This is a genomic window from Tateyamaria omphalii, from assembly GCF_001969365.1.
Lineage (GTDB): Bacteria > Pseudomonadota > Alphaproteobacteria > Rhodobacterales > Rhodobacteraceae > Tateyamaria > Tateyamaria omphalii_A.
In genome coordinates this window covers 2,166,749-2,193,655 of sequence record NZ_CP019312.1, presented here as the reverse complement: position 1 = coordinate 2,193,655, position 26,907 = coordinate 2,166,749, and the positions used below count along the sequence as shown (strand labels likewise).

Genomic DNA, 26,907 nt, shown 5'->3' with positions numbered 1-26,907 from the left:
CATGCTTTTTTCAGGCGCGCTGGTGATCTAGTCTCGCGACCACCGGTGTGGGAGGGCGCAGATGGAAGGATTGCTGATGCTGGCGGGGCTTGTGGTCCTCGCCATCCCGATCGCGGTGATTTACCTGCTGGTCGCCGTTTCGGGTCTGCGCACGCGCATTGCCGGGCTTGAACAGCGACTGGCGGAAGCGCAGACAGCAGTGCCCGCCGCCGCCCCTGAAACAGGTGAGGCGGCAAAAGACGACACCCCGGATACCCCATGGGAACGGGGCAAGGCAGCCCAAAGCCCACCGCTCCCCCCGCTTGCCGAAACCGCAGCCGCGCGCGTCGTCGCGCAGCGCAAGGCAGGCGCGGACGCGGTGGACACAGGCGCCGCAGCGTCACCGCCACCCCCGCCGCCCTCTGACCCACCAGAGCCAACGCCGCTCATGCGGTTTGGCGCATGGCTGGTCGCCAATTGGTTCTACGCCGTCTCGGCCGTGTCGCTGGCGCTCGCGGGGCTGTTTCTGGTGCAATACGGCATCGAAAACGACCTCTTTCCGCCCACGGCCCGGGTGCTGGCCGCGCTGGGCTTCGGCGGTGCGTTGATCGTCGGGGGCGAGGTGATCCGGCGCCGCTACGGCGACGGTGTGGACACGGCCACCGCCTATATCCCGTCGGTCTTTTCCGGTGCCGGGCTGGTGTCACTCTTTGGCGGCGTCGCGGCAGCACGCTTGCTCTACGACCTGATCGGGGTTGAGGTCGCCTTTGCCGGGATGGCCGCCGTGGGGCTGCTTGGCGTCGGGCTCGGCTGGCTCTACGGGCCACTTCTGGCCGCCGTGGGCGTCATCGGCGCCTTCGCCGCGCCGCTTCTGGTGGGCAGCACGGTGCCGGCCACGTCCTGGCTGTTTGTCTATTTCGGTGTGGTCGCCGCAGTGGGCCTTGGCATCGACACGATCCGGCGCTGGGCCTGGGTGTCGGTGCTAAGTGTTGCGCTGGGCCTGATCATGGGCTGGCTGACCGTTCTGGGCGGAGATCTCGACCTGGTGCTGGGCTTTCAGGCGTATGTGATGGTGCTGGCAGTCCTGTCCATCCTGATCCCGGCCCGGTCCTTCCGGCCCGATCACGCTGGCGTTCTGGTGCACGCCTTCCTGCGCGCGCCCAAGGGTGACAGGCCCGCCTTTCCCACATGGCTGGCCCTTGGCACGGTGGCCGCGGCCTCAGCCTCGGTCGTCTGGAGTGCCGCTGCGGGCGCCGAACCCTTCTGGATGGCCCTCGTCAGCCTCGTGATCCTGTCGATGGCGCTGATCTACTGGTCAGTGTCTGGCCCTGCTTTGCAGGACTTCGCGCTCCTGCCCGTCGTTGCTGCACTCGCCGTCGTCGCACGCGAAGGGCTCGACATGGGGCCGGTCATCTCGGCCTTTGCCGACGCTTACGCCGTCACGCCCGAAGCGGATTATCCGATGGCCGTCAGCGTGCTTTGGGGCGTGGGCCTGCTTCTGAGCGGTGCCATGGCCCTGCGCGCGCTGCGACCGGGCGAGGGGCTGATCTGGGGGCTTGCGGCGGCGCTGACAGCGCCCGTGATGGCGATCACGCTCGAAGTGACGTGGCAACCGGCCCTGACCATTGGCGCCTATCCATGGGCTTTGCATGCCATCGCGCTGGCGGCCGTGATGGTGGGTCTTGCCTTACGCTTTGCGCGGGCGGACGCGCCCGAGCGGGTGCGCGCGTCCCTATTTGTACTGTCGGGGCTGGCGTCGATCAGTTTTGCGCTGGTGCTGATCCTGTCGCTTGCGGCGCTGACGGTCGCGCTGGCAGTGACGGTTCTGGTCGCGGCCTGGCTCGACCGTCAGTTCAAGCTGCCGCTCATGCAGGTGTTCATCGCCGTGGGCGTCGCGGCGGTCGGCGCGCGGCTGGTTGGCGATCCCGGCCTTGGCTGGGCGCTTGATGCCCCGCTGTGGGAGATGTTGCTCGCCTATGCCGGGTCGCTTGCCGCCTTCGTGGCATCACTGGTCCTCTTGCGCGGGTTGCAGCGCATCACCGCGCGGATCATGCTGGACACCGCCGCCTGGTCCACGGCCGGGATGACCATATCACTCTTGCTGATCCGTTTTCTCGACGACCTCCTGCCGGGCAGCAACACCGACACACACTGGGCCATGGGCCTTTTCGCCGTGATATGGCTGGGCCTGATGCTGGTGCAGCTTTTGCGGATCGAGGGTCTGGGCGGCCTGTTTGTCTGGGTGCGCGGCCTCCTCGCTGCGCTTTTCGGCCTGATCGGATTTGGCGCGCTCGCCCTCGGCCTGACCCTGCTCTCGCCGCTGCTGGCAGGTTGGGGCGACGACGTGGCCGGCCCGCCCGTGCTGAACACGCTGATCCCGGCCTATCTGCTGCCCGCGCTGCTGCTTGGCCTTGCGGCCTGGCGCGTGCGGCAGCCCACATTGCGGTGGGGCTTTGGCGGCATGGCGGTCGCGCTGCTGGTCTACTGGGCCTTCGCCACCATCCGGCATGTCTGGCAGGGCCCGGCCTCAATGGAACTGAGCAACGGCTTTCTTCAGCCCGAGCTTTACAGCTACACCGTGGCGATCCTGCTGACAGGCGCGGTCCTGTTCTACCAGTCACTCGCGCGGAACGCGTCAGGCCTGCGCCGGGCGGGGCTGGCCGTGATCGGCTTGGCCGTGGCCAAGGTGTTCCTGATCGACATCTCGGGCCTCGACGGGTTGGTGCGGGTGCTGTCGCTGGTGGTGCTGGGCCTCTCGCTGGCCGGGCTTGCGTGGCTCAACCGTTGGGCCCAGATGCGGCATCAACCAAATTGAGCGCGCAAGCGCGCACGACATTTTGTGTGTTGCGAGGCTCTGCCTCGCGCTCCGGGATTTTTTGAACCAGAGAAGGGGGACTTGTGAGCGTCCCGCCCTCTGCCTATAAGGCGCGCATGATGTGTGTGACCATCATTCGGCGAATTATATCCCCGGCGCTCTGATTGACCTTCGAGCTGCCGGGCCAAGGGTGCTTGAGCCATCGCACCGAACCGCTATACCCCATCTGACCGAATTTTCGAGGACTCGAGCCCATGTGCGCCGACACGCCTGACTACAAAGACACCCTGAATCTGCCCAAGACCGACTTTCCCATGCGCGCGGGCCTGCCCAAGCGCGAACCCGGATGGCTGGAACGGTGGGCGCGGATCGGGGTCTATGAGCGGTTGCGAGAGAAAGAGGGCAGGGAAGCGTTTACCCTCCACGACGGCCCGCCCTACGCCAACGGCCACCTGCATATCGGCCACGCGCTGAACAAGACGATCAAGGACATGATCGTGCGCAGCCACCAGATGATGGGCCGCGACGCGCGTTACATCCCCGGTTGGGACTGCCACGGCCTGCCCATCGAATGGAAGATCGAGGAACAGTACCGCAAGAAGGGCCGCGACAAGGACCAGGTGCCCATCAACGAGTTCCGGGCCGAATGCCGCGATTTTGCCGCCGGTTGGGTCGATATCCAGCGCGAGGAATTCAAGCGGCTGGGCATCACCGGGAACTGGGACGAACCCTACCTGACCATGGATTTCCATGCGGAACGGGTCATTGCCGAAGAGTTCATGAAGTTCCTGATGAACGGCACGCTGTATCAGGGGTCCAAGCCCGTGATGTGGTCGCCGGTGGAACAGACCGCGCTGGCCGAGGCGGAGGTCGAGTACCACGACAAGGACAGCTTCACCATCTGGGTGAAGTTCCGCGTGGCCGAGTACCAGGCCCCCGACCTGGCCCTTGCGGGCGAAGAAATGGGCGGCGAAGAAGCCACAGCCATCTTTGAAGCCGGGCAAAAGGCCGCGACCGATTTCGAAGGGGCCTATGTGGTGATCTGGACCACGACCCCCTGGACCATGCCGTCGAACAAGGCCGTCGTGTTTGGTCCGGATATTTCCTACGGTTTGTATGAAGTCACCGGGCGGCCCGAGGAGTGTTGGGCGCGTATCGGCGAGCGCTATATTCTGGCCGACAATCTGGCAGCAGATGTGCTCGGCCGTGCGCGGCTGGACGAGACCATGTACCGCCGCCTGCGCGACGTCACGCCTGCGCAGCTGTCGGCCATGACGCTGACCCACCCGCTCAACGGGGCCGAAGGCGGCGAAGGCGCTTGGGACGACATCCGCGACTTCCGCGCCGCCGACTTTGTCACCGATACCGAAGGCACCGGCTTCGTGCACTGCGCCCCGTCCCACGGGATGGAGGAATATGAGCTGTATCGCGAGCTTGGTATGCTGGAACAGGTCATCACCTACAATGTGAACCCCGATGGGCGGTTCCGCGATGATCTGCCATTCTTTGGCGGCAAGGCGATCCTGAAACCCAACGGGAAGGAGGGCAACGCCAACACCGCTGTCATCGACAAGCTGGCCGAGGTGGGTGGGCTCTTGGCCCGCGGCAAGATCAAGCACAGCTACCCGCACTCCTGGCGGTCGAAGGCGCCGGTGATCTACCGCAACACGCCGCAGTGGTTTGCGGCCATCGACAAACCAGTCGGCGACGGGCAGGACACGCACGGCACCACGATCCGGCAGCGCGCGCTGACCGAGATCGACAATGTCAACTGGACCCCCCGCTCGGGCCGCAACCGCCTGCATTCCATGATGGAATCGCGCCCCGACTGGGTGCTGTCGCGCCAGCGCGCCTGGGGCGTGCCACTGACCTGCTTCACCAAGAAGGGCGCACTGCCCATGGATGACGACTTCCTGCTGCGCAACCCGCAGGTCAACCGGCGCATCACGTCGGCATTCGAGGCCGAAGGGGCGGACGCCTGGTACGACGAAGACGCCAAGCAGCGCTTCCTCGAAGGGGTCGTGAACCCCGATGACTACGAGCAGGTGATGGACATCCTCGACGTGTGGTTTGACAGCGGCTCCACCCATGCCTTCGTGCTGCGTGATCGCGCGGACGGGACAGAGGATGGCGTGGCCGATGTCTATATGGAGGGCACCGACCAGCACCGCGGCTGGTTCCACTCGTCGCTGCTGCAATCGGTGGGCACCACGGGGCGCGCGCCCTACCGCAACGTGGTGACGCACGGGATGACGCTCGATGAAAAGGGCCTCAAGATGTCCAAATCCATCGGGAACACGATCGTGCCCGATGAGGTGGTCAGGCAATATGGCGCCGATATCCTGCGGCTTTGGGTGGCCCAGACGGACTATACCGCCGACCAGCGCATCGGGCCCGAGATCCTGAAGGGCGTCGCCGACAGCTACCGCCGCCTGCGCAACACGATGCGGTTCATGCTCGGCTCGCTGTCGGACTTCACCGAAGCGGACCGGACCGATCCGGCGGATATGCCCGAACTGGAACGCTGGGTGCTGCACCGGCTCTCTGAATTGGATGAGACGGTGCGCGCGGGCTATGCGGCCTTCGACTTCCAGCGCGTGTTCTCGTCCGTGTTCACCTTTGCCACCGTGGACCTGTCGGCCTTCTATTTCGACATCCGCAAGGATGCGCTTTATTGCGATGGGGACACTCTGGAACGGCGCGCGGCCCGCACGGTGCTGGACCTGCTGTATCACCGGTTGACCACATGGCTGGCCCCGATCCTTGTCTTCACGATGGAGGAGGTCTGGCTGGAACGGAACCCGGGCGATGATAGCTCGGTCCACCTGACGGACATCCCCGAGACACCCGGCGACTGGCGGGACGAGGCGCTGGCCGCGAAATGGGCGGGCATCCGCAGCGCCCGGCGCGCAGTGACGGCGGCGCTGGAAATCCAGCGCACGGACAAGGTGATCGGCGCCTCCCTCGAAGCGGCCCCCGTGGTGCATGTCGAGGACGCGGATTTGGCCGCAACGCTGCAAGCGCTGCCTTTCGCCGATATCTGCATCACCTCGCAGATCAGCGTGACCACCGACCCGGCCCCGGCCGAGGCGTTCCGCCTGCCCGAAGTGCCCGGTATCGGCGTGGTGTTCGAAAAGGCGGACGGTGCCAAATGCGCCCGCTGCTGGAAGGTGCTGCCGGATGTGGGCCTGCACGCCCATCCGGGCGTCTGTGGGCGCTGCAACACGGCACTGGGCTAGGCGGAGGACACCTCCGCCTTACGATTGGCGCATATGGCTGATGATGCACGGATACGCGCAGCCATCCTTGAGGCTGTACACGCGCGCGGGGCGGGCAAGACCATTTGCCCGTCCGAGGTGGCCCGCGCGCTGGCTGACGACTGGCGCCCCTTGATGGGCGAGGTGCGCCGTGTGGCCGAGTGTCTGGCGGCTGAAGGCGCCCTTGTGGTCATGCAGAAGGGGCGGGTGGTCGATGTGGCGCAGGCAAGGGGGCCTGTTCGTCTGGGTGTGCCTCGTGCGACGGACCGGCCATGAGGGGGCCAGCCCCCTCGCGCTGCCGCGCTCACCCCCGAAGTATTTTCAGCCAGAAGAAGGGGTGTGTGCGGTGCCGAGTGGGCAACGTGGGATTGGCTGTGAGCCACCGTGCGTTGTGTTAACCTTGCCCTGACCGCCCGTTGGCGGTGCACGCGGGGTGTACGGATGCTGCACGCGCGGTGACACCCTTTTTTGGGCGTCAATCTTTATGAAAACAAGGTGGATCGGGGGGTGCGACTCACCGGATCGACGTCAACTGGCACCGGGTCAGTAAAAGCTCTGCGGGTCGATATCGACAGCCAGGCGCAGATCGCCCTTGAGCCGGACCTGACTCACCCACTGCGCAATCGCGCCTTGCAGCGCGACCCCCTTGCCCGCCTTGACCAACAGCCGCACGCGGTGGCGTCCGCGGACACGGGCGATGGGGGCGGGCGCAGGGCCGAAGACCTGCGCGCCGACCCGCAGCAGGGGGCCGGTATTGCGCGCCAATGCGTTCGCGATATCAAAGACTTGCGCCACATCCGGTCCGCTCAGGATGATGCCGGCCATGCGCCCGTAAGGTGGCACGCCCGCCGCCTCGCGCTGCGCCGCCTCCGCCCGCCAGAACCCTTCCTCGTCGCCTGCCAGAATGGCGCGAATGACCGGGTGCTCGGGCTGGTAGGTCTGCAGCATCGCCGTCCCCGGCTTCTCCGCCCGCCCGGCGCGGCCCGCCACCTGGCGCATCAACTGAAACGTTCGCTCTGCCGCCCGCAGGTCAGAGCCTTGCAAGCCCAGGTCGGCATCAATCACACCGACCAGCGTAAGTGACGGAAAGTTATGGCCTTTTGCCACCAGCTGGGTCCCGATGATGACGTCAGCGCCACCTTCCGCGATGGTCTCGATCTCGGCCTTCAGCGCGCGGGCCGAGCCATACATGTCCGAGCTCAGCACCGCCACGCGGGCGTCGGGAAACAGCGCCACCGCCTCTTCGCCCAGCCGCTCAACACCAGGGCCTACGGGTGCCATCCGGTCCTCCGCCCCGCAGGATGGACAGACGGTGGGCAAGGGCTTCGTCTCACCGCACTGGTGGCACATCAGCCGCTTCAAAAATCGGTGTTCGACCATGCGCGCATCGCACTGGTCACACCCCACCTGATGCCCGCAGGCCCGGCACAGGGTGATGGGGGCATAGCCGCGACGGTTGAGGAACAGCATCGCCTGCTCCCCCCGCTCAAGCCGTTGATCTACCGCCCTTTTCAGTTCTTCCGATACCCACCGATTGCTGGGCAGTTTTTCCCCGCGCATGTCGATGGTACGCATCGTGGGCATGACGGCAGGCCCAAACCGCGCCTCCAGATCCAGGCGCGTGTACTTGCCGCTTTCGGCATTGGCCCACGACTCCAGCGACGGTGTGGCAGACGCCAACACCACCTGCGCCCCCAGCAGTGACGCCCGCAACACCGCCATGTCGCGGGCATTGTACAGCACACCATCCTCCTGCTTGTAGGAGGTGTCATGCTCCTCATCGACCACGATCAGACCGAGGTTTTGAAAGGGCAAAAAAAGCGCCGACCGCGCCCCGATCACCAGTTGCGCATTGCCCTGACCGACCATGCGCCAGATGCGCCGCCGTTCCGTCATGGTGGCGCCCGAATGCCATTCCGCGGGCCGCGCGCCAAACCGCTCCTCCACCCGTTTCAGAAACTCCGCCGTGAGCGCGATTTCAGGAAGCAGAACAAGGGCTTGCCGCCCGGCTGTCAGGCACGCAGCGACCGCTTCCAGATAGACCTCCGTCTTGCCCGATCCGGTCACACCGCGCAGCAGGGTTGTGCCGTAAGCACCTGATTGCACAGCCTTCGCGATATGTGCCGCGGCGCGCGCCTGATCCTCGGTCAGCTCTTTGCTGGGCCGTGACGGATCCATCGGTGGAAAGGGCAGGTCGCGGGGGCTGTCCTCTTCGGCCACGGCGCCCTGTTTGACCAGCCCCTTGATGACCGATGAGGTCACGCCCGACAGTTCAGCCAACTCCTTAAGGGTGAAGGCCAAGTCACCATATTCATTCATAAACTCCAGAACACGCCGCCGCGCATCCGTCATCCTGTCCGGCTCCTCCGGTCCACGCCGGTACACCTTGCGCATGGATGGCGGATCACCCAATCCGGGCGCGCGCGTCGCCAGGCGCAGCATCGCGGGCATGGGCGTCAGCGTATAGGCCGCGGCCTTTTCCAGAAAGGCGCGCATCTCGTCCCGCATCGCGGCTGCATCCAGCACCCGCAGCACCGACCGCACCTTGGCATAATCATAATCACCCTTGCCCGGTCCCCAGACCACGCCCAACACCTTGCGCGGTCCCAGCGGCACCTCGACAAAGGCGCCCAGATGGCATCCCCCCTCGGGTGCCTTGTAGTCCAGCGCGCGGTCCAGCGGCTGCGTGGTCAGCACCGCGACAAGCGCCCCTTCGTCATAGAAGGACGGCACCATGTTAGCGCCAACTTATGAGGGGTTTCCGCGTCACTCGCCATGAGGTAAACGCTGGCCAAGCAAACGCCAAGCCATCAAGAGAGGCCGCACATGAAATTCTTTGTAGACTCCGCCGAGATTGACGCCATCGCCGAACTCAACGATCTGGGAATGGTTGACGGCGTCACAACCAACCCGTCGCTGATCCTGAAATCCGGTCGCGACATCCTCGAAGTGACCAAGGAAATCTGCGATCTGGTCGAGGGTCCGGTCAGCGCCGAGGTGGTCGCGTTGGAAAGCGACGCCATGATCGCCGAAGGCCGCAAGCTGGCCGAGATCGCCGACAACATCACCGTCAAGCTGCCGCTCACCTGGGACGGGCTCAAGGCCTGCAAGGTGCTGTCGGGCGAGGGCAAGATGGTCAACGTCACGCTCTGCTTCTCCGCCAACCAGGCCCTGCTGGCGGCCAAGGCCGGGGCATCCTTTATCTCGCCCTTCATCGGACGGCTCGATGATATGCATATCGACGGCCTGGACCTGATCGAAGACATCCGCACCATCTACGACAATTACGAGTTTGAAACGGAAATCCTCGCCGCGTCCATCCGGTCGGTGAACCACATCCAGGACTGCGCCAAGATCGGCGCCGATGTCATCACCTCGCCCCCGGATGTGATCAAGAAGCTGGCCAGCCACCCGCTGACGGACAAGGGCCTTGATGCCTTTATGAAGGACTGGGCCAAGACGGGTCAGAAAATCCTGTAACTCAGGGCTTTCCGGCCCGTCTCAGCAACACACGAAGCGCATCCGGCCCCAGCGGAAAAACGCGGGGTCCGGGTCCGTGAGCGGTGGCTTCGGGTGCGGTGTTCATGGGCTGGATATGTCAGGGTGGAAGCGTCCGTTCACGGGGAAGTTGCGTGCCCGCTTCCCCGGTCGTGGCGTCACTTGAGGGCACCCTGGCAACAACACGCTGCCATCCGGAAAATTATTCGAACTTCGGTGCAGATTTCGCGAATCGGCTGTGGTATGACACCGCCCAAGATCAAAAACAGGTACGGTATGAGCAGCCAGCCCAAGATTGACGACGCCCTGCGTGAGGCGATCATTTCACGACCCGATGTCATTCTGGACGACAAGGATCTGATGCACGCCCTGATCGCGGCCAATGAACGCGCGATGGGGGGCAATATCGTCGATCTGCGCGGGCTTGCGATGGAACGGCTCGAGGCACGGCTTGACCGGCTGGAAGACACGCACCGTTCGGTGATTGCCGCCGCCTATGAAAACCTCGCCGGCACCAACCAGATCCACCGCGCCATCCTGCGGATGCTCGACCCCACCGAGTTCGAGGCGTTCCTCAAGGATCTGGGCGGCGAGGTCGCGGATATCCTGCGCGTGGACGCGGTCAAGCTGGTTCTGGAGTCTACGCAGAACGACAAGGATCCCGCAGTGCAGCGTCTGGGCGATGTGCTGAACGTGGCCGAGCCCGGTTTCATCGACGACTACCTGACCGATGGGCGCGGCGGCAACGTCCGGCAAGTGACCTTGCGCCAGGTGCAAGATGCCGACCCCGAGATTTACGGCACAGACGCCACCTGGATCCGGTCCGAGGCGTGCCTGAAGCTCGACTTCGGCGATGGGCGTCTGCCGGGCCTTTTGGTCATGGGCGCCGAAGACCCGCACATGTTCGGCCCGCAACAAGGCACCGACCTTTTGGCCTTTTTCACCGGCGTGTTCGAACGGGCCATGCGGCGCTGGCTGGGATGAGCCCGTTGCACTTCTGGAAAAGAATGGATCGAAAATACCCTGCCACGCCTTCGGCGCGCTCGGGCCGTTTTCGATATGTTTGATGACTGAGGTTTCCAGAAGTGCTTTGATCTCGCCCGCCGCCCGCGACGCGCTGGAACAGTTCCTGGCGCATGAGCGCGCAATCAAGGGCGCGGCACAGAACACCGTGACCGCCTATGGTGGCGACATCACCGAATTCCTGGCCTTCATGACCGAGCACTCGGGCCAGACGCAGGGCCTTGGTGCGCTGTCACGCATCGACACGCGCGACATGCGGTCGTGGATGGCGCGCACTCGGTCCGGGGGCGTGGGCGCCCGGTCGCTCGCCCGCAAGCTGTCGGCGGTCAAGGCGTTCTACAAATGGCTCGCCAACCGCGAGGGGTTCGAACCCACCGCTGTGCTCAGCACGCGGTCACCGAAATTCACCAAGAAACTGCCGCGCCCGCTTGACGAAAGCGCGGCCCGCGACCTGCTCGACATCGCCCCGCTGCAATCCGACAAGCCTTGGGTGGGCTTGCGCGACACGGCGGTGCTCACTCTGCTCTGGGGCTGCGGGCTGCGCATCTCCGAGGCGCTGTCGCTCAGCGCCGGACAAGCGCCGCTGCCGCAAGTGCTGCGGATCACCGGCAAGGGCGGCAAGGAACGGATCGTGCCGGTGATTGACGCCGCGCGCGACGCGGTCGACGCCTACGTGACTGCCTGCCCCTACGACCTGCCTGCCGACGGCCCCCTGTTCCGCGCCATCCGCGGCGGCCCCCTCGCGCCGCGGGCGATCCAAAAGGTCATGGCCAATGCCCGTATGCAGCTTGGCCTGCCCGCAAGCGCCACGCCGCACGCCATGCGCCACAGCTTTGCCACGCATCTCTTGAACGCAGGCGGCGACCTGCGCGCGATCCAGGAACTTCTGGGCCACGCCTCGCTGTCGACCACCCAAGCCTACACCGCCGTCGACACCGTCCGGCTGATGGAAGTCTACGCCAAAGCCCACCCCAAGGCCTGACACGTCGCGTCCGTCTTGAAACATCCTCCGCAATCGACCATGACGCTACGATGACACTCCAAAAGCGCGCGCTCAGCGTTCACCTTCTCACTGCCACCGGTGCGGTCTTTGCCATGCTGGCCATGCTGGCCGCGGTCGAGGCCAAATGGGACCTGATGTTCCTCTGGCTCGTCGTGGCCTTCTTTGTCGACGGCATCGACGGGCCGCTGGCGCGCAAATACGACGTCAAAACAAACGCCCCCGAATTCGATGGCGTCCTCCTGGACCTGATCATCGACTATCTCACATATGTCTTCATACCGGCCTTCGCGCTCTTTGCCTCTGGCCTGATGGCAGGCTTAACGGGCTGGGTGGCGATCATCCTGATTACCTTTGCCTCCGCCATGTATTTCGCCGACACACGGATGAAGACCAAGGACAACTCCTTTTCCGGCTTTCCGGGATGCTGGAACATGGTGGTGCTGGTGATCTTCGCGCTCGAGCCGAACTTCTGGGTCTCGCTGGCGCTGGTGACGGTGCTGGCTGTGGGGATGTTTCTGCCGCTGAAATTCATCCATCCCGTGCGCACGGAACGCTGGCGGTGGCTAAGCCTGCCGATGGCCCTGGCCTGGACATTCTTTGCAGGCTGGGCGGCCTGGGTCGATTTCCACCCGGAAAGCTGGGCGCATTGGGGGCTGGTGATCACATCGCTTTACCTGGTCTTCGCCGGTCTTGCGCAACAGCTTTTCCCACCGCGCTGACCGTTTTCTAAATCTTTCAGATCAGAAATCCGCCCTCGTGCCGCAACAGGGCAACCTTGGTCTCGACCCCACCTGCACCCGAAAACCCGGTCAGCCCCTTGGCGCCCATGACCCGGTGGCAGGGAATGAGGATGGGTATGGGATTGCCACCACAGGCCTGACCCACCGCCTGTGCAGGCGCGTCCAGACGCTTGGCGATGTCGCCATAGGTTATGGTTTCACCAAACGGAATCTCCGACATCGCGGCACAAACATCGCGCTGAAATTGCGATCCGCGCACCTCCAGCGGCAGATCAAACTGCTCCAGCTGCCCCGCATCATAGGCGCGCAGCTGATCAGCGGCGGCATCCAGCACACCGGACCGACCGGCACAGCCCGACACCCCCCAACTCAGGCGCACGACGGCACCAGCGTCTTCGGTGATCGTCAGGGGGCCAAACTGTGTCTGAACGTCCGCTTGCAACATGGCTTAGAATGTCATCACTGTATCGTCCCAGCGCAACCCGAAACCTGTGCTTTCGCGTCCACCCCGCACATGCTCGCGCTGCGGTACGGGGCTCCGCTCATCCCGATGTCAAATGGCGTCCATTGCCCATTAGGTGCCTGTGGGGACGCTCCGAACCCTGCAACACACGCAACGCCAGCAACACACCTCCCAATCGTAAGGCGCAGGTGCCATGCGCCCAAGCGCACATCAATCCCCCTCGCCAACCAAATAAAAAAGGCGTAACCCCACATAATGGCCCGAACCATAACCCTCGATAACGCGCGCACCTTGCCGCGCTGGCAACGCCCCACGGCGCTTCTGTTCCTGATGGCTTTTGCCATGCCCATCGGGTTTTCGGTGTGGCTGGCGCTTCTGAACAATTTCGTGGTCGAGGCAGCCAAATTCGATGGGGCAGATATCGGCCTTCTGCATGCGATCCGCGAAATCCCCGGCTTCCTCGCCGTTGGCGTGATCCTGGTGATCATGGTGATGCGCGAACAGGTGCTGGGGCTCGTCTCGCTGGTGATGCTGGGGGTGGCCACCGCTCTGACGGCGCAATTCCCGCAGATGGGCGGCATCCTCGCACTGACCTTCATCAGCTCCATCGGTTTTCACTATTACGAGACGGTCAACCAGTCGCTGCAACTGCAATGGCTGCCCAAGGATCGTGCCCCGCAAATGCTGGGCTGGCTGCTGGCCGCAGGGTCCACCGCCACTTTCCTCGTCTATTTCGTGATCATGGTCCTGTGGGAACCGCTGGGCCTGACCTACAACACCGTCTACATGGTGGGCGGCGGTATCACGGCGGCCATCGCCATGTTCGCCATGTTCGCCTATCCCCAGTTCGAGGCGCCGACACCGCAACTCAAGACCTTCATCCTGCGCAAACGCTACTGGCTCTATTACGCGCTGCAATTCATGTCAGGCGCGCGGCGACAGATCTTCATGGTGTTCGCGGGCTTTATGATGGTCGAAAAGTTCGGGTTTCAGGTGCATGAGTTGACCGCGCTCTACCTCATCAACCTGATGGTCAACATCCTCGTGGCGCCGCTGCTGGGCCGCATCGTTGCACATTTCGGGGAACAAAAGGCGCTGGTCTTTGAATATGCGGGCCTCGTCTGCGTCTTCCTCGCCTATGGCGGCGTCTATTTCATGGGCTGGGGGCTGATGATCGCCGCCGCTCTCTATGTCCTCGACCACATCTTTTTCGGCCTCGCCCTCGCGCTCAAAACCTACTTCCAGAAAATCGCGGACCCGGCGGACATCGCGCCCACCGCCGCCGTCGCCTTCACGATCAATCACATCGCTGCGGTGGGTCTGCCGGTGCCCCTGGGCCTCCTCTGGCTCTTCTCCCCGGGCGCGGTGTTCCTGCTGGCGGCGGGCATGGCCGCCACATCGCTCTGCCTCGCGCTCCTGATCCCGCGCCACCCGGTGCCTGGCCATGAAACCCGGCTCACCGGCGCGCTGCCCGCCCCCGCGGGATAGAGCGCTTGCCGGACCACATCGGCCCCGCTAAGGCTCCGTCCAATCGGAACGGAGACGATCATGCCCACATGGACCGCCCTCACCACGCTCAACGGCAAGGCGCAGGCCGATGCGCTCGGCGCTGCCCTCGAAAACCTTGATCCCGAACCCACCGGCATCGGTGTGTTCGAGGTTGAGGACGGGTCGGGCCTTTGGGAAGTCGGCGCCTACTTCACCGACCAACCGGACGACACCGCACTTCTCTTGCTGACGACCGCGATGGGCGCCAAACCCTTCTCTGTCTCCGAACTTCCTGAAACCGACTGGGTCGCCCATGTCAAACGCGAACTGGCCCCGGTCGAGGCCGGGCGTTTTTTCGTCTACGGCTCCCATGACGCCGACAAGGTGCCCGCAGACAAGCACCCCCTCTTGATCGAGGCAGCAATGGCCTTCGGCACCGGCCACCACGGCACGACGCTGGGCTGCCTCAAGGCGCTCGACCGGCTGGCAGATGCAGGCGTGACGGCGAACAAGGTGGCCGACATCGGCTGCGGCACGGCAGTGCTGGCCATGGGCGCGGCGGCAATCTGGGACACGGACATCATCGCCAGCGACATCGACGCGCAGGCGGTCGATGTGGCACGCGCGAACCTCGTGGCCAACAACATGCAGGACAAGGTCAAACTGGCCGAGGCGGCGGGCTTCGACCACCCCGACCTCGCAGGACCCTTTGACCTGATCTTTGCCAACATCCTAAAAGGGCCCTTGATCGCGCTCGCGCCCGACCTGACGAACAGGCTGGCTCCGGGCGGGCATGCGATTCTGTCGGGCATCCTCAACGAACAGGCGGACGAGGTCGCGGGCCACTATACCCAACTGGGAAACAGTATGATCCACCGCGAAGAGATTGGTGAATGGACCACCCTGACCCTGTGCAAAAAGCCATAATTCATCAGAGTTTTTAACGGCTTTTGACGCATTTGCCCAGATTTCGCCACATTTCACCGGCAGTTTGACATCCGAAACCGGTGGGGGCTGGTTCGGAGTTCACGAGGCTGCCTATGGTCGAGACTCAGCAACATTTTCGCAAGCGCCTGTTTGGCCTTGGCCGCAAGCATGCGGCGATGGCCAACGGGTACACCACCAGGATGCGCGGCGATGGCCTGATCGTCGTCAAACCGCGCCGCCGCGCCCGCCGGGGCTTCCCGCTCAGGGGGCTGCTCGCCCTGAGCGCAGGGTTCTTCGTGTTCAAGGCGCTCATGTTCGCCTCTCTGGGCGACATCACCTACAACGAACGCGTCGCGAAGCTGCAGCAAGGCGCTCAGCTGGAACAGCTTGGGTCAAAGCTGATGCAGGCCGATCCGGCGACGCAATTCATCGCAGGGTTCATCGACCCCTTCGTCGAGTAATTCAAACGACCCTCCAAAGAAAAGCCGCGGCACCTGATCTCAGGTCCGCGGCTTTCGCTGTGTGCACAGCGCGTCCAGTCTTGGGAGAGGAGGGACGTCTTAGTGGCGGTTTGCCACCTCATCGATGTCGCCACGGACCAAACCGATGTCTTCAAGCTCACGGTCAGTCAGGGCGTTCAGGGCGTTGCGGGTCAGTCGGGCGTCGTTCCAGGCAGCCACTTGGGCGATCAGGTTAGAAACAAAGCCTTTGAATTGGCCTGCAACGGGGGCAGCGCCATATGCGGGGCGGGTGGTGTCGAAAGCAGCCATTGCAGCAGTCCTTTTTTCGATTTGTTGTGCCGAAGTCTTCGGCGTTGTGCTGTGCATTTAGGCGCGATGAAAACGCGCAACAACCTGTCAATTCTCATACGTGATATGCGTTTTGTGCATGACGACCAAGGTCGTTAACACGCCGAAAAAACGAGGAAAATTCAGGCAAACGCCGGTATTTCAACCGTTTGCTCACGCCGGTTCACCCTCCGCGGACATATCACATGTCGAAAACAGAACAGCGCCATGTCGCAAACGGAACTCTGCCTTACCCCTTGGCGGATGTTCGCCTTTCGTGCTACGCCATCACAAAAGCAAAAAACAACGGGCGAGGGCGGCACAGCATGCGAATTTTGGGGATCGACCCGGGGCTCCGCCACATGGGCTGGGGCATCATCGACGCAGATGGCCCGCGCCTGCGGCATGTGGCCAACGGCATCTGCAACTCATCGGGCGATGATCTGTCCCTGCGCCTGCTCAGCCTGTTTGACCAGATCACCACCATCATCGCCACCCATGCACCCGAAGCCGCCGCCGTCGAACAGACCTTCGTGAACAAGGACGGCGCAGGCACCCTCAAACTCGGACAGGCGCGCGGCATCGCCATGCTGGCGCCGGCACGGGCCGGGCTCAGCGTCGGTGAATACGCGCCCAACGCGGTCAAGAAAACCGTGGTCGGCGTGGGCCATGCCGACAAAAGGCAGGTGGCCCATATGGTGCGCGTGCAACTGCCCGGTGTGGACATCTCCGGACCGGATGCCGCCGACGCGCTCGCCATCGCCATCTGTCACGCCCATCACGGCGCGGGGCAGGGGCTCGCTGCCGCAGTCGCAAGGGCACGCGCATGATCGGAAAACTCTCCGGCCGCATCGACTACAAGGCCACGGATCACGTCCTGATCGACGTGCGCGGCGTGGGCTATATTGTCTATTGCTCCGACCGCACGCTCGCGTCACTGCCGCCCGTGGGTCAGGCCTGCGCGCTCTTCACCGACCTCGTGGTGCGCGAAGACCTCATGCAACTCTTCGGCTTCCAGACGCTGGTGGAAAAGGAATGGCACCGTCTCCTGATGTCCGTTCAGGGCGTGGGGGCCAAGGCGGCGCTTGCAATACAGGGCACGCTGGGTGCCGACGGCGTCAGCCGCGCCATCGCTCTGGGCGACTGGAACGCGGTCAAGGCCGCCAAGGGCATCGGCCCCAAGATCGCACAACGCGTGGTGCTGGATCTGAAGGACAAGGCGCCCTCGGTCATGGCCATGGGCGGCACCGTGGCCGAAGCCACCGGCGACGCGATGGCCGAAGCGGATGTGATCGAACCCATATCCATGGCCGCCCCACCGTCCTCGGCCCAGGCCGACGCGCTCTCGGCCCTTGGCAATCTTGGTTACGGCCCGTCGGACGCCGCCGCCGCCGTGGCCCAGGCCGCAGGCGAAGACCCGCAGGCGGAAACGCCTGCGCTGATCCGCGCCGCGTTGAAACTTCTGGCTCCGAAAGGGTAGATGGTGGGCGGAGGACACCTCCGCCTTACGATTAGGACACCATGACAGACGCCTCCGACCCAACCCTGCGCGGCGCGCCCCTGCCTGACGACGATGCGGGCGGCTTCGACCGTGCGCTGCGCCCTCAGCTTCTGAGCGACTTCGTGGGCCAGGCCGAGGCGCGCGCCAACCTGCGCGTCTTCATCCAGTCCGCCAAGCAGCGGGGCGAGGCGATGGACCACACCCTGTTTCACGGCCCCCCCGGTCTGGGCAAGACGACGCTGGCGCAGATCATGGCCCGCGAACTGGGCGTGAACTTCCGCATGACCTCCGGCCCGGTGCTGGCCAAGGCCGGGGATCTGGCCGCGATCCTCACCAATCTGGAAGCGCGCGATGTTCTGTTCATCGACGAAATCCACCGCCTCAACCCGGCGGTCGAGGAAGTGCTCTATCCCGCGCTCGAAGATTTCGAGCTTGACCTCGTCATCGGCGAAGGCCCCGCCGCGCGCACCGTTCGCATTGAATTGCAGCCCTTCACCCTGGTGGGGGCCACCACCCGTATGGGCCTGCTGACGACGCCCCTGCGTGACCGCTTCGGCATCCCCACGCGGCTGCAATTCTACACCGAAGACGAGCTGTTCACGATTGTGGACCGCAACGCCCGCACCCTCGGCGCCCCCGCGGACGAGGGCGGCGCCCGCGAGATCGCGCGCCGCGCCCGCGGCACACCGCGCATCGCCGGGCGCCTCCTGCGCCGGGTCGTGGACTTCGCCGTGGTCGATGGCGATGGCCGCGTCACGAAGGAACTGGCGGATGCGGCCCTGACCCGTTTGGGCGTCGATCACCTCGGCCTCGATGGTGCGGATCGCCGTTACCTGAAGCTCATGGCCGACCATTACGGCGGCGGCCCGGTGGGTGTCGAAACGCTCAGCGCCGCCCTCAGCGAAAGCCGCGATGCTCTGGAAGAGGTGATCGAGCCCTACCTGCTGCAACAGGGCCTGATCCAACGCACCCCACGGGGCCGTATGTTGGCACAACGCGCGTGGCGGGATCTGGGGCTCGAGGCGCCGAAGTCGTCAGGCGATTTGTTTGATTAAGGCTTAACGATGCGGCCGGACGAGATCGAAGCGCTCTTCACCCGCGACAGTGGTGACTACGTCTTTGCCCGCTGGGGCCGTCCTCTCGCGCCCGTGGTCTTTGGCGTCAAAGACGAAACGCTTGGCACGATCAAAGGCGCGGTCGAGGCCGTGTGCCAATTGGCTGGCCATGAGATGGCCGAGACGGACCCGGAATTGGGCTCGAACTTTATGTGGTTCTTCTTCTCCGATTGGGCGGAGTTGCCGGAGGTCCCCGGCCTTGATCGCCTGGTGCCGGATCTGGGTCCGCTGGTAAAACGGTTGCAGGACGCGGACGCCAACCAATACCGCATCTTCCGCTTCGACGCGGCCGGCGCAATCAAGGCGTGTTTCGTGTTCCTTCGGATGGACAAGCATCTCAGCACGGTCCCCGCGGAGACACTGGCGCTCAGCCAGGTGGTGCAGTCGATGCTGCTCTGGTCCGACCTCGCGTTCCGCGACCGCTCACCGCTGGCCGTCGCGGGCGAGACAACAGTATTGCGCCCTGACATCGCAGCCTTGATCCGCGCGGCCTATGATCCGGTCATGCCAGCGGCGGCAGATGATCCGTCACATGCGCTGCGTCTGAGTGCACGGGCCGTCGCAGCGAGTTGATTTCTCCGCAAAGGGCTGACGGTCTGAACAATCCGTCCGTTCGGACCAGTCACAGCAGCCTTCGGTTTCATCAGGGCTCAAGGGCCGTCTCGCTGCGCTGGTCAAATTCAGTTTCTCTCCAACATCGTTGCGGCTGGATTTCTGCCGCTGCTTATCCCGCCCTAGTTGAATCTCCTTAGTTTCTGACTAGTTCACAGACGTGGCGAATGAGCGGTGGAGTGAGGTCTATGTTGGACGGGTCAAGACTTTACACGTTTGGCGAAGAGGGTGGAGTTCGCAGGTTCCCGGTTCTCTTGCATATCGTTTTGTCGGGCGCGCTGGGCGCGCTTTTCCTATTAATCAGTCCTACTGTCGCGCCTGTGGTTCGCGCGTTTGATAACGGGTCCTTGAGTGCAGCAGAAACCATCGTTGCACTTGTCGTGGGGATTCCTCTTTACTTGCCGTTTTTCGTTTACCTCGCGAGCACAAAAGCAGTGCTGGATTGGGTTCTGGACGCCAAGTAGCGGTGCATTGTGTTTGCGCTTGCGGAGGGTCCATAACTGACTGAGTGAACAAGGCCTTTCGCCGGGCAAGTCCCGCGAGCGCTGCAAATAGTTGCCTTTGGACAGCGGTCGTGACCGGGCCGTTACGTCGTCTGTGCGGTCATTGCGGAAAGTCAGGCCAAGGACGGGCGGTGCTGATCAGCCGCCCAGGCGACGCAGCAACTCAAGCGAAGGATCACCTGTCGGAGACAGGCCTTGGTTGGCCTGATAGGCCGAGATCGCAGCGCGGGTGTTGTTGCCGATCACGCCGTCGGCGCCGCCTGTGTCGAAGCCGCGCGCTGTGAGGCGCTGTTGGAGCGTGATGCGGTCGTCTTTGGTCAGGCCGAACTGGTCTGGCGGGAAACTGCCGCGCAGCGGGCCGCCGCCTGCGATGCGGTCGGCGAGATGGCCGACGCCAATCGCGTAGCTGTCGGAGTTGTTGTAGGTTTTGATCACGCGGAAGTTTCGTGTCACGGCGAAGCGGGGGCCGCCGGGTTGGGGCTGGATGACGCTGCCCGAGGCGTCACCCGTCACTTCGCGACCCCAGCTTTGTCCCGCGCGCCAGCCGTTGCGCGAGAGATACGCCGCGGTGGAGGCGAGGCTGTCGGAGGGATCGTCGGACCAGATGTCGCGCCGCCCGTCGCCGGTGAAATCCACGGCGAACGCCTGGTAGGATGTCGGGATGAACTGGGTGTGTCCCATTGCGCCCGCCCAGGAGCCGGTCATGTTGGCGGGCGTCACGTCGCCCGATTGCAGGATGCGCAGCGCCTCGATCAACTGCTTTTCAAAGAACGCGCCGCGGCGTCCGTCGAAGGCGAGCGTGGAGGTGGCCGAGATCACCGGCACGTCGCCGCGCCGTTCGCCGTAGAAGCTTTCCAGGCCCCAGATCGCGGTCACGATGTTGGCGGGCACGCCGTAGCGCGCTTCGACCGCGCTCAGAGTGTCCCGGTGGCGAGCGAAGGCCGCGCGCCCTTTGGACACGCGTTCGTCCGAGGCGGCGATGGACAGGTAGTCTTCGAGCGTGCGGGTGAACTCGGTCTGGTTGCGGTCGCGGCGCACGACGCCCGGCAGGTAGCCGGTGCCTCGGAATCCGGCGCTGAGCGTGGAGGACGAGATGCCCTGGGACGTGGCGCGGGTGCGGAAGCTGGCGACCCATGCGTCGTAGGCGGCGTTCGGCGTCGGGCGCAAGTCCGGGGGCAGGCCGGTTGGCGCACTGCTGCTGCGGGGGACAGTGTCCGCGCAGGCGGAGAGGGCTGCGGCACCGAAGCCGAGCAGGAGGGTTCTGCGGGTGATGGACATTTTGGTGCCTGTACCTTGTGACTGCTGGACAGGAACTTAGGCAAGGCGGGGCCGTCTGCAAAGGCTTGGCGTGCGCGCGGGACGGCGCCTAATCGCCGGTGTCCCCGCGGGGACAAGGGGTGCGCTGTGGTTATCCTATCTTTACCACTTCGTCATTTGACAGCCACTTCAACGTCTTGGGCGAGCGTACGCCGCGTTGCGCCGAAATTAACCATTTCTGCATAGACTGACGCACGATCCGGTGCGGTCGCTGGATCTGCGCCTTTTTGCGGAGCGGCGCCCACGGTCCAGAGCAAGGTCGCGCGGCGAAAAGGAACGGTTCCACCCCATCTCTTTTGGAACAGTCACGGAACACAGCGTGCCCTGGCGCGTCGCTCTTTTGGCTGTCCTTTCGTGCGTCGGTGCTTAGACTGGCCTCTGACTTGCATCCTTCTTGTGCGAGAACGGGAGCGACGTCGGACATGTTGAGCATCGTGGTTCCGCTACAGTTCGGACCGCGTTTCTGGAGAATTGGCCATGGGGCGCAGCGAACCGTCGTTCACACTGGGCATCGAGGAAGAATACCTTGTCGTGGATGCCACGACCCTTGACCTGGTGGCTGCACCCGAAGAGCTGATGCGGGACTGCGCCGACCGCTTGGGCGACAAGGTCAGCCCCGAATTCCTGCAATGCCAGATCGAGGTCGGCACGGGCGTATGCAAGACCATTGCCGAGGCGCGCGCGGACCTGGCGCATCTGCGGCGCACGGTGAAAGAGCTGTGCAACGCCTACGGTCTTGAGCCGGTGGCGGCGTCAACGCATCCGTTTGCCGAATGGCAGGAGCAGACGTTTACCGACAAGGAACGTTACCGCGCGTTGGAAAAGGATCTGGCCGGGGTGGCTCGCCGGATGCTCATTTGCGGTATGCACGTGCATGTGGGTATCGAGGATGCAGATCTGCGGATCGACCTGCTGAACCAGTTTTCGTATTTCCTGCCGCACTTACTGGCCCTTTCGACGTCATCGCCCTTTTGGGAAGGGGTGGAGATGGGCCTCCATTCTTACCGCCTGGGTGTTTTCGACAACCTGCCGCGCACGGGTCTTCCGCCGCTCTTGTCGAGCTATGCCGAATATCAGCGATCCGTAGGGACCATCATCGACACCGGCATTATCGAGGATGCCAGCAAGATCTGGTGGGACCTGCGCCCTTCGAGGCAGTTCCCGACGCTGGAATCACGCATTTGCGATGTCGTGCCCCTGTTGGACGACGCGCTTGCGATTGCGGCGCTGACGCAAAGCCTGATGCGGATGCTGTATACGCTGGGCCGGGACAACAAGCGGTGGCGGCAGTATGACCGGTTTCTGATCGAGGAGAACCGGTGGCGGGCGCAACGCTATGGGCTGACCAAGGGGCTGATTGATTTCGGCGCGGGCGAGATCGTGCCCTTTGCTGATATTCTTGAAGATCTGATCACGCTGTTGGAACCCCATGCCGAGCATCTGGGATGCTTGGACGAGATGCAGCATGTGCGTGGGATATTGGACCATGGCACCAGTTCTCAGCGCCAGGTGGCGGTGTACGGGGATGCGATCGAGGCCGGGGCGGGGGAGGCCGAGGCGTTGAAAGAGGTCGTGCGATCCTTGGTGTCCGAGTTCAGTGTGGGGATTTGACGGGCGCGGCAGCGCGCCCGTTGGCCGTTGCGCCTGTCATTTGGAACAGCGGGCGCGGGCCTTGCGCCTGTTGCGATCCTCGTGATCTATGGCCCTGCATCGCAGATTGAGGCGCCCATGACCCCGCATCGCTTTCCGCTGACCGTTTACTATGAAGACACCGATATGGCCGGTGTCGTCTATTATGCGAACTACCTCCGCTATATCGAACGTGCGCGGTCCGAAATTGTCGAGCAGTGCGGGCTGGATCAGGTCGCTATGCGGTCAGAGGGGCTGGTGTTCGTCGTTACGCGGGTGGAGGCCGATTACATCTCGCCCGCGCGGATGGCCGATAGGTTGGAGGTTGTCACGACCCACAGGGCCGCGAGCCCGGTGCGCTGGACCTTTGATCAGGAAGTGCAGCGGGGCGGGCAGGTGTTGTTCCGCGCCCATGTCGTTGCCGTAACCATGACAACGGCCGGAAAACCGGTGCGTTTGCCCGCGGAAATCCGCGCAATGAACACATAATACCGGCGTTCTGACGTCGAAGTGATAGCTTTCCCCTGTCCTTTGCCTTAGTGTTTGCGCCAGACAAGAGCCGAACAAGCGGCCAAACAAATGAGCAGGCAGTATGGAAGCAGAAACGCTCGCCCTGGCGCACGAGGTTGATTTCTCGATGTGGGGGCTTTTCTTGCGCGCGACTTTTACGGTGAAGTTGGTGATGATCATACTGATCGTCGCATCGTTCTGGGCGTGGGCCATTATCATTCAGAAATTGTTGGTGTACCGGCGCGCCCGTGCGGAAGCCGACCGATTTGATCGGGCGTTCTGGTCGGGCGAGCCTTTGGATGGGCTTTTTGATCAGATCGGGCCGGACCCCGGAGGCGCATCGGAGAAGGTGTTTGCCGCAGGCATGATCGAGTGGCAGCGGTCGCACCGCGAAGACGGTGGGTTGATCGCGGGCGCCACCAGCCGGATTGATCGCAGCATGGACGTGGCCATCACCAAGGAGGCCGAGCGCTTGCAGGGTGGCTTGACCGTGTTGGCCACTGTCGGATCCTCCGCCCCTTTTATCGGGCTTTTCGGCACCGTCATCGGCATCATGAACGCCTTTATCGAGATTGCAGAGCAGCAGAACACCAACTTGGCCGTCGTCGCGCCCGGCATTGCCGAAGCGTTGTTGGCCACGGGTCTGGGCCTGCTTGCGGCCATTCCGGCGGTCATTTTCTACAACAAGCTGAGTGCGGACAGTGACCGCATCGTGGCCGGGTACGAGGCGTTCTCGGACGAGTTTGCCACGATCCTGAGCCGCCAGTTGGACGGCTGAGCCATGGGCGCGGGTGTCATTCAAAAAGACGGGGGCGGGTCGCGGCGGCGCAAGCGTAGCCGGGCGCGCCCGATGTCCGAGATCAACGTCACGCCCTTTGTGGACGTGATGTTGGTGCTGCTTATTATCTTCATGGTGGCGGCGCCGCTCTTGACCGTGGGGGTGCCTGTGAACCTGCCCGAGACGGCGGCCAATGCCTTGCCCACGGATCAGGAGGAGCCGTTGACCATCACAGTGACGGCGACCGGAGAGATCCAGATCCAGACCACCGCTGTCGCGCGGGACGAGTTGATCGGTCGCTTGCGCGCCATTGCGACCGAGCGGGACAGTGATCAGGTGTTTTTGCGCGCCGATGGTGCCGTGCCTTATGAGCAGGTCATGCAGGTGATGGGCGCGCTGAATGCGGGTGGGTTTTCCAACATTGGCCTTGTGACAGATATTGGCGGGCCGACCTTGGACGGCGAGGAGGGGTAACCTCTTGAACACCGGTCAGGTCATATCGGGCATCGGGCATGCGGGCCTGATCGGCTGGATGCTGTTTGGTGGGTCGTTCCAGTCCGAACCCTTGCCGTTCGAGGTGACGGAAGTGTCTGTGATTTCGTCCGATGCGTTCGAGGCGCTTTTGCCAAGTGGGCCTGCGCCGGACACGGCCACCGATGTGGCCTTGCCCGTGCAGCCAGATGTGGCGCCGGACCCGGTTGAAACCCCTGTGCCTGATGAGGCTGTCGAGGCGGAGCCACCCGAGCCGAGCCCGGCGCCCGAGCCGGATGTGGTGCCCGAGCCGCCCGCGCCCGAGCCGGAGCCGGAGGTTGCCGACGACGCGCCGGTGCAGCCCGCGCCGCAGGATCAGGCGGTTGTCGTGCCCGAGGTGGCGCCGCGTCCTGTTCCGCGTCAGGCAGAGCGGGTGGCGCCCGATCCGGTTGCCCCGCCGGAACCAGAGGCGGCGCCGGATGATGTGCAGCAGGATGCCGTCACCGAAAGCGAAACGGGCGAGACGCAGGCCGAAGAGCAGGAGGCGACCGCACCCGAAGAAGCCACGACCGAGATTGTGACCGAAGCCGAGGAGCCGACCGGTGCGCCGACCGCATCGTTGCGCCCGCCCGCGCGGCGGCCCAGCCCGCCGGTGCAGACGGCGGAACCGGCGCCGGCGCCGGAAACCCCCAGCACGCCCGCAGCGGAGCCTGCGGATACAAGTGATGACGTGAATGACGCCTTGCGCGAAGCACTCGGCGGCGCCGAAGTTAACGTGCCGCAGGGCCCGCCCCTGTCGGCGGGTGAAAAGGATGCGCTGCGCGTTGCGGTGTCGAATTGCTGGAATGTCGGGTCGCTGTCGTCCGAAGCGTTGCAGACCACCGTCGTCGTCACCGTGGACATGAGCCAGGATGGTACGCCCGTGATCCCGTCAATTCGGCTGGCCTCAAGCTCGGGCGGATCACAAGCGGCGGCCCAGCAAGCCTTTGAAGCGGCGCGGCGCGCCATTATTCGCTGCACGCGCGATGGATATGACCTGCCTGCCGAGAAATACGGGCAGTGGAAAGAAATTGAGATGACGTTCAATCCCGAAAGGATGCGTATCAAATGATGGTTCGAGTGCTTTGTCTGATCCTGATGTGTCTGGCGCCTGCATGGGCTGCGGCACAGAGCGGACCCCTGCGGATCGAGATTACGGAAGGGGTGATTGAACCCTTGCCCGTGGCCATTCCCGACCTTGTGCCAGAGGGCGGGGAGGCAGGCGATTGGGGCCAACGCATCGCCCGTGTTGTGGCCGAGGATTTGGCGGGCACGGGTCTGTTTCGAGAGATCCCGTCCTCAGCCTTTATCAGCCAGATCAGCGATTTTGCAGCACCCGTCCAATATGCAGACTGGAAGGCGATCAATGCCCAGGCGCTTGTGGCGGGTGCCGTGAGTGTGAACGGCAACCAGATCAATGTGAAATTCCGGCTTTATGACGTGTTTTCAGGCGCAGAGCTGGGCGACGGTCTGCAGCTGGCGGGCACCACGGACGCATGGCGCCGCATCGCGCACAAGATGGCCGATGTCGTCTATTCCCGTATCACGGGCGAGACCGGGTATTTCGACAGCCGCGTTGTCTTTGTCAGCGAAACCGGACCCAAGGCCGAGCGCCGCAAGCGGCTGGCGATCATGGATTACGATGGGGCCAACGTGCAGTATCTGACTGGCTCGGAATCCATCGTGCTGGCGCCGCGGTTTTCGTCCACGGGTGACCGGGTGTTGTACACCAGCTACGAGACGGGCTTTCCGCGCATCTACGTTCTGGATGTGGGCAGCGTGCAGCGCCGTGTGCTGGAAAGCCAGCAGGGCACGATGAGCTTTGCCCCGCGCTTTGCCCCCAATGGGCAGACGGTTGTCTATTCCCTGACGCAGGGCGCAAACACTGACATCTGGGCGATGGATGTGGCGTCGGGTAAGTCGCAGCGGTTGACCTCGACCCCCGCCATTGAGACGGCGCCCAGCTTTAGCCCCAACGGAGACCAGATCGTGTTCGAAAGTGACCGGTCGGGCACGCAGCAACTCTATGTCATGCCTGCGGGCGGGGGCGAGGCGCGGCGCATTTCCTTTGGCGAGGGGCGGTATGGCACGCCCGTGTGGTCGCCGCGCGGGGACCTGATCGCCTTTACGAAACAGTCCAAGGGCCGGTTTCACATTGGCGTGATGCGCACCGACGGATCGGAAGAGCGTTTGCTGACCGCGTCGTTCCTGGATGAAGGGCCCACATGGGCGCCCAATGGCCGCGTCATCATGTTCTCGCGCGAAACCCAAGGCGCGGCGGGCCGTTCGACGCTCTATTCGGTGGACATCACGGGCCGGAACCTGCGACCGGTGCGGACGCCCGACGGCGGGTCGGACCCGTCCTGGGGCCCATTGCAGAATTGAACGGTTGCGTTTTCCTCTGGTCGAGGAACGTGGTAGTCTGAACATAAGATGCCGTCAGAGCGGCGC

General features: G+C 63.9%; 24 protein-coding genes. 20 read left to right on the top strand and 4 right to left on the bottom strand.

The window, feature by feature from the left end; genetic code table 11:
* Positions 1-61 precede the first annotated feature (61 nt).
* The 3 genes from BWR18_RS10875 to BWR18_RS10865 all read left to right on the top strand — a co-directional run bounded on the left by BWR18_RS10875 (position 62) and on the right by BWR18_RS10865 (position 6,327).
* Entirely contained in the window at positions 62-2,794 is a 2,733-nt protein-coding gene (locus tag BWR18_RS10875) for a DUF2339 domain-containing protein (protein ID WP_076628173.1), read from the top strand.
* A 254-nt stretch (positions 2,795-3,048) separates the two neighbouring features.
* The gene (ileS, locus tag BWR18_RS10870; protein WP_076628171.1) at positions 3,049-6,033 is read left to right on the top strand and encodes an isoleucine--tRNA ligase; all 2,985 of its coding nucleotides are present in this window, start codon (positions 3,049-3,051) and stop codon (positions 6,031-6,033) included.
* Between the two features lie 33 nt (positions 6,034-6,066).
* The gene (locus tag BWR18_RS10865; protein WP_157598708.1) at positions 6,067-6,327 is read left to right on the top strand and encodes a DUF3253 domain-containing protein; all 261 of its coding nucleotides are present in this window, start codon (positions 6,067-6,069) and stop codon (positions 6,325-6,327) included.
* A gap of 267 nt (positions 6,328-6,594) precedes the next feature.
* Here BWR18_RS10865 and BWR18_RS10860 read toward each other — a convergent pair whose 3' ends face one another.
* On the bottom strand, positions 6,595-8,787 hold the full coding sequence (locus tag BWR18_RS10860) for a primosomal protein N' (protein WP_076628170.1): 2,193 nt from the start codon (positions 8,785-8,787) through the stop codon (positions 6,595-6,597).
* 90 nt (positions 8,788-8,877) lie between these two features.
* Here BWR18_RS10860 and fsa point away from each other — a divergent pair, with 90 nt between their 5' ends.
* The 4 genes from fsa (at position 8,878) to BWR18_RS10840 (ending at position 12,294) form a co-directional block, all read left to right on the top strand.
* A complete protein-coding gene (gene fsa, locus BWR18_RS10855) occupies positions 8,878-9,531 on the top strand; it encodes a fructose-6-phosphate aldolase (protein WP_076628168.1) in 654 nt (217 codons plus the stop codon).
* A 294-nt stretch (positions 9,532-9,825) separates the two neighbouring features.
* Positions 9,826-10,533, top strand: a complete 708-nt coding sequence (locus tag BWR18_RS10850) for a DUF484 family protein (protein ID WP_076630258.1) — start codon at positions 9,826-9,828, stop codon at positions 10,531-10,533.
* Positions 10,534-10,615: 82 nt separating this feature from the next.
* The gene (locus tag BWR18_RS10845) at positions 10,616-11,554 is read left to right on the top strand and encodes a tyrosine recombinase XerC (protein ID WP_076628166.1); all 939 of its coding nucleotides are present in this window, start codon (positions 10,616-10,618) and stop codon (positions 11,552-11,554) included.
* 50 nt (positions 11,555-11,604) lie between these two features.
* A complete protein-coding gene (locus tag BWR18_RS10840; protein ID WP_076628164.1) occupies positions 11,605-12,294 on the top strand; it encodes a CDP-alcohol phosphatidyltransferase family protein in 690 nt (229 codons plus the stop codon).
* Positions 12,295-12,310: 16 nt separating this feature from the next.
* On the opposite strand, the gene BWR18_RS10835 is transcribed toward BWR18_RS10840, so the two are convergent.
* The gene (locus BWR18_RS10835; RefSeq protein WP_076628163.1) at positions 12,311-12,760 is read right to left on the bottom strand and encodes a methylated-DNA--[protein]-cysteine S-methyltransferase; all 450 of its coding nucleotides are present in this window, start codon (positions 12,758-12,760) and stop codon (positions 12,311-12,313) included.
* Positions 12,761-13,033: 273 nt separating this feature from the next.
* On the opposite strand from BWR18_RS10835, the gene BWR18_RS10830 reads away from it, so the two are divergent.
* The 3 genes from BWR18_RS10830 (at position 13,034) to BWR18_RS10820 (ending at position 15,654) form a co-directional block, all read left to right on the top strand.
* The gene (locus BWR18_RS10830) at positions 13,034-14,266 is read left to right on the top strand and encodes an MFS transporter (RefSeq protein ID WP_076628161.1); all 1,233 of its coding nucleotides are present in this window, start codon (positions 13,034-13,036) and stop codon (positions 14,264-14,266) included.
* 60 nt (positions 14,267-14,326) lie between these two features.
* A complete protein-coding gene (locus BWR18_RS10825) occupies positions 14,327-15,193 on the top strand; it encodes a 50S ribosomal protein L11 methyltransferase (protein WP_076628159.1) in 867 nt (288 codons plus the stop codon).
* 113 nt (positions 15,194-15,306) lie between these two features.
* Positions 15,307-15,654, top strand: a complete 348-nt coding sequence (locus BWR18_RS10820) for a hypothetical protein (protein WP_076628157.1) — start codon at positions 15,307-15,309, stop codon at positions 15,652-15,654.
* Between the two features lie 99 nt (positions 15,655-15,753).
* Here the strand turns inward: BWR18_RS10820 and BWR18_RS10815 are convergent, their stop codons facing one another.
* Positions 15,754-15,963 (bottom strand): DUF1127 domain-containing protein, encoded by a 210-nt coding sequence (locus BWR18_RS10815; protein ID WP_076630257.1) that lies wholly within the window; start codon positions 15,961-15,963, stop codon positions 15,754-15,756.
* 344 nt (positions 15,964-16,307) lie between these two features.
* On the opposite strand from BWR18_RS10815, the gene ruvC reads away from it, so the two are divergent.
* The 4 genes from ruvC to BWR18_RS10795 are packed head-to-tail and all read left to right on the top strand — an operon-like array spanning position 16,308 to position 19,170.
* Positions 16,308-16,811 carry a crossover junction endodeoxyribonuclease RuvC gene (gene ruvC / locus BWR18_RS10810; RefSeq protein ID WP_076630256.1) on the top strand — a complete coding sequence of 168 codons (504 nt, stop codon included), beginning with the start codon at positions 16,308-16,310 and terminating at the stop codon, positions 16,809-16,811.
* Positions 16,808-17,461, top strand: a complete 654-nt coding sequence (gene ruvA / locus BWR18_RS10805; protein WP_076628155.1) for a Holliday junction branch migration protein RuvA — start codon at positions 16,808-16,810, stop codon at positions 17,459-17,461. Before ruvC ends, ruvA begins: the two co-directional genes overlap by 4 nt.
* Before the next feature lie 41 nt (positions 17,462-17,502).
* On the top strand, positions 17,503-18,537 hold the full coding sequence (gene ruvB, locus BWR18_RS10800; RefSeq protein WP_076628154.1) for a Holliday junction branch migration DNA helicase RuvB: 1,035 nt from the start codon (positions 17,503-17,505) through the stop codon (positions 18,535-18,537).
* Positions 18,538-18,546: 9 nt separating this feature from the next.
* Positions 18,547-19,170 (top strand): hypothetical protein, encoded by a 624-nt coding sequence (locus BWR18_RS10795; RefSeq protein ID WP_076628152.1) that lies wholly within the window; start codon positions 18,547-18,549, stop codon positions 19,168-19,170.
* Between the two features lie 680 nt (positions 19,171-19,850).
* Here BWR18_RS10795 and BWR18_RS10785 read toward each other — a convergent pair.
* Entirely contained in the window at positions 19,851-20,990 is a 1,140-nt protein-coding gene (locus tag BWR18_RS10785) for a lytic murein transglycosylase (protein WP_076628148.1), read from the bottom strand.
* Between the two features lie 516 nt (positions 20,991-21,506).
* Here BWR18_RS10785 and BWR18_RS10780 point away from each other — a divergent pair.
* The 6 genes from BWR18_RS10780 to tolB all read left to right on the top strand — a co-directional run bounded on the left by BWR18_RS10780 (position 21,507) and on the right by tolB (position 26,841).
* Positions 21,507-22,640 (top strand): carboxylate-amine ligase, encoded by a 1,134-nt coding sequence (locus BWR18_RS10780; protein WP_076628147.1) that lies wholly within the window; start codon positions 21,507-21,509, stop codon positions 22,638-22,640.
* A gap of 117 nt (positions 22,641-22,757) precedes the next feature.
* Positions 22,758-23,147, top strand: coding sequence for a YbgC/FadM family acyl-CoA thioesterase (locus tag BWR18_RS10775; RefSeq protein WP_076630255.1), 390 nt, complete (start codon positions 22,758-22,760; stop codon positions 23,145-23,147).
* 103 nt (positions 23,148-23,250) lie between these two features.
* Positions 23,251-23,946, top strand: coding sequence for a protein TolQ (gene tolQ, locus BWR18_RS10770; RefSeq protein WP_076628145.1), 696 nt, complete (start codon positions 23,251-23,253; stop codon positions 23,944-23,946).
* Positions 23,947-23,949: 3 nt separating this feature from the next.
* The gene (gene tolR / locus BWR18_RS10765; RefSeq protein ID WP_076628143.1) at positions 23,950-24,420 is read left to right on the top strand and encodes a protein TolR; all 471 of its coding nucleotides are present in this window, start codon (positions 23,950-23,952) and stop codon (positions 24,418-24,420) included.
* 4 nt (positions 24,421-24,424) lie between these two features.
* The gene (locus BWR18_RS10760; RefSeq protein WP_076628141.1) at positions 24,425-25,528 is read left to right on the top strand and encodes an energy transducer TonB; all 1,104 of its coding nucleotides are present in this window, start codon (positions 24,425-24,427) and stop codon (positions 25,526-25,528) included.
* Positions 25,525-26,841: a Tol-Pal system beta propeller repeat protein TolB gene (tolB, locus tag BWR18_RS10755; protein ID WP_076628140.1), complete on the top strand. Its 1,317-nt coding sequence runs from the start codon at positions 25,525-25,527 to the stop codon at positions 26,839-26,841. Before BWR18_RS10760 ends, tolB begins: the two co-directional genes overlap by 4 nt.
* Positions 26,842-26,907 lie beyond the last annotated feature (66 nt).

Excerpts from the sequence above, each read along its gene's own strand:
- BWR18_RS10865 (WP_157598708.1), top strand. The coding sequence starts at position 6,067 with ATGGCTGATGATGCACGGATACGCGCAGCCATCCTTGAGGCTGTACAC.
- ruvB (WP_076628154.1), top strand. The coding sequence starts at position 17,503 with ATGACAGACGCCTCCGACCCAACCCTGCGCGGCGCGCCCCTGCCTGAC.
- tolB (WP_076628140.1), top strand. The coding sequence starts at position 25,525 with ATGATGGTTCGAGTGCTTTGTCTGATCCTGATGTGTCTGGCGCCTGCA.
- fsa (WP_076628168.1), top strand. The coding sequence starts at position 8,878 with ATGAAATTCTTTGTAGACTCCGCCGAGATTGACGCCATCGCCGAACTC.
- BWR18_RS10795 (WP_076628152.1), top strand. The coding sequence starts at position 18,547 with ATGCGGCCGGACGAGATCGAAGCGCTCTTCACCCGCGACAGTGGTGAC.
- BWR18_RS10815 (WP_076630257.1), bottom strand. The coding sequence starts at position 15,963 with ATGGCTGCTTTCGACACCACCCGCCCCGCATATGGCGCTGCCCCCGTT.
- BWR18_RS10875 (WP_076628173.1), top strand. The coding sequence starts at position 62 with ATGGAAGGATTGCTGATGCTGGCGGGGCTTGTGGTCCTCGCCATCCCG.
- BWR18_RS10850 (WP_076630258.1), top strand. The coding sequence starts at position 9,826 with ATGAGCAGCCAGCCCAAGATTGACGACGCCCTGCGTGAGGCGATCATT.
- ruvA (WP_076628155.1), top strand. The coding sequence starts at position 16,808 with ATGATCGGAAAACTCTCCGGCCGCATCGACTACAAGGCCACGGATCAC.
- BWR18_RS10830 (WP_076628161.1), top strand. The coding sequence starts at position 13,034 with ATGGCCCGAACCATAACCCTCGATAACGCGCGCACCTTGCCGCGCTGG.
- tolR (WP_076628143.1), top strand. The coding sequence starts at position 23,950 with ATGGGCGCGGGTGTCATTCAAAAAGACGGGGGCGGGTCGCGGCGGCGC.
- BWR18_RS10860 (WP_076628170.1), bottom strand. The coding sequence starts at position 8,787 with ATGGTGCCGTCCTTCTATGACGAAGGGGCGCTTGTCGCGGTGCTGACC.
- ileS (WP_076628171.1), top strand. The coding sequence starts at position 3,049 with ATGTGCGCCGACACGCCTGACTACAAAGACACCCTGAATCTGCCCAAG.
- BWR18_RS10840 (WP_076628164.1), top strand. The coding sequence starts at position 11,605 with ATGACACTCCAAAAGCGCGCGCTCAGCGTTCACCTTCTCACTGCCACC.
- ruvC (WP_076630256.1), top strand. The coding sequence starts at position 16,308 with ATGCGAATTTTGGGGATCGACCCGGGGCTCCGCCACATGGGCTGGGGC.
- BWR18_RS10835 (WP_076628163.1), bottom strand. The coding sequence starts at position 12,760 with ATGTTGCAAGCGGACGTTCAGACACAGTTTGGCCCCCTGACGATCACC.
- BWR18_RS10785 (WP_076628148.1), bottom strand. The coding sequence starts at position 20,990 with ATGTCCATCACCCGCAGAACCCTCCTGCTCGGCTTCGGTGCCGCAGCC.
- BWR18_RS10820 (WP_076628157.1), top strand. The coding sequence starts at position 15,307 with ATGGTCGAGACTCAGCAACATTTTCGCAAGCGCCTGTTTGGCCTTGGC.
- BWR18_RS10825 (WP_076628159.1), top strand. The coding sequence starts at position 14,327 with ATGCCCACATGGACCGCCCTCACCACGCTCAACGGCAAGGCGCAGGCC.
- BWR18_RS10845 (WP_076628166.1), top strand. The coding sequence starts at position 10,616 with ATGACTGAGGTTTCCAGAAGTGCTTTGATCTCGCCCGCCGCCCGCGAC.
- BWR18_RS10780 (WP_076628147.1), top strand. The coding sequence starts at position 21,507 with ATGGGGCGCAGCGAACCGTCGTTCACACTGGGCATCGAGGAAGAATAC.
- BWR18_RS10775 (WP_076630255.1), top strand. The coding sequence starts at position 22,758 with ATGACCCCGCATCGCTTTCCGCTGACCGTTTACTATGAAGACACCGAT.
- tolQ (WP_076628145.1), top strand. The coding sequence starts at position 23,251 with ATGGAAGCAGAAACGCTCGCCCTGGCGCACGAGGTTGATTTCTCGATG.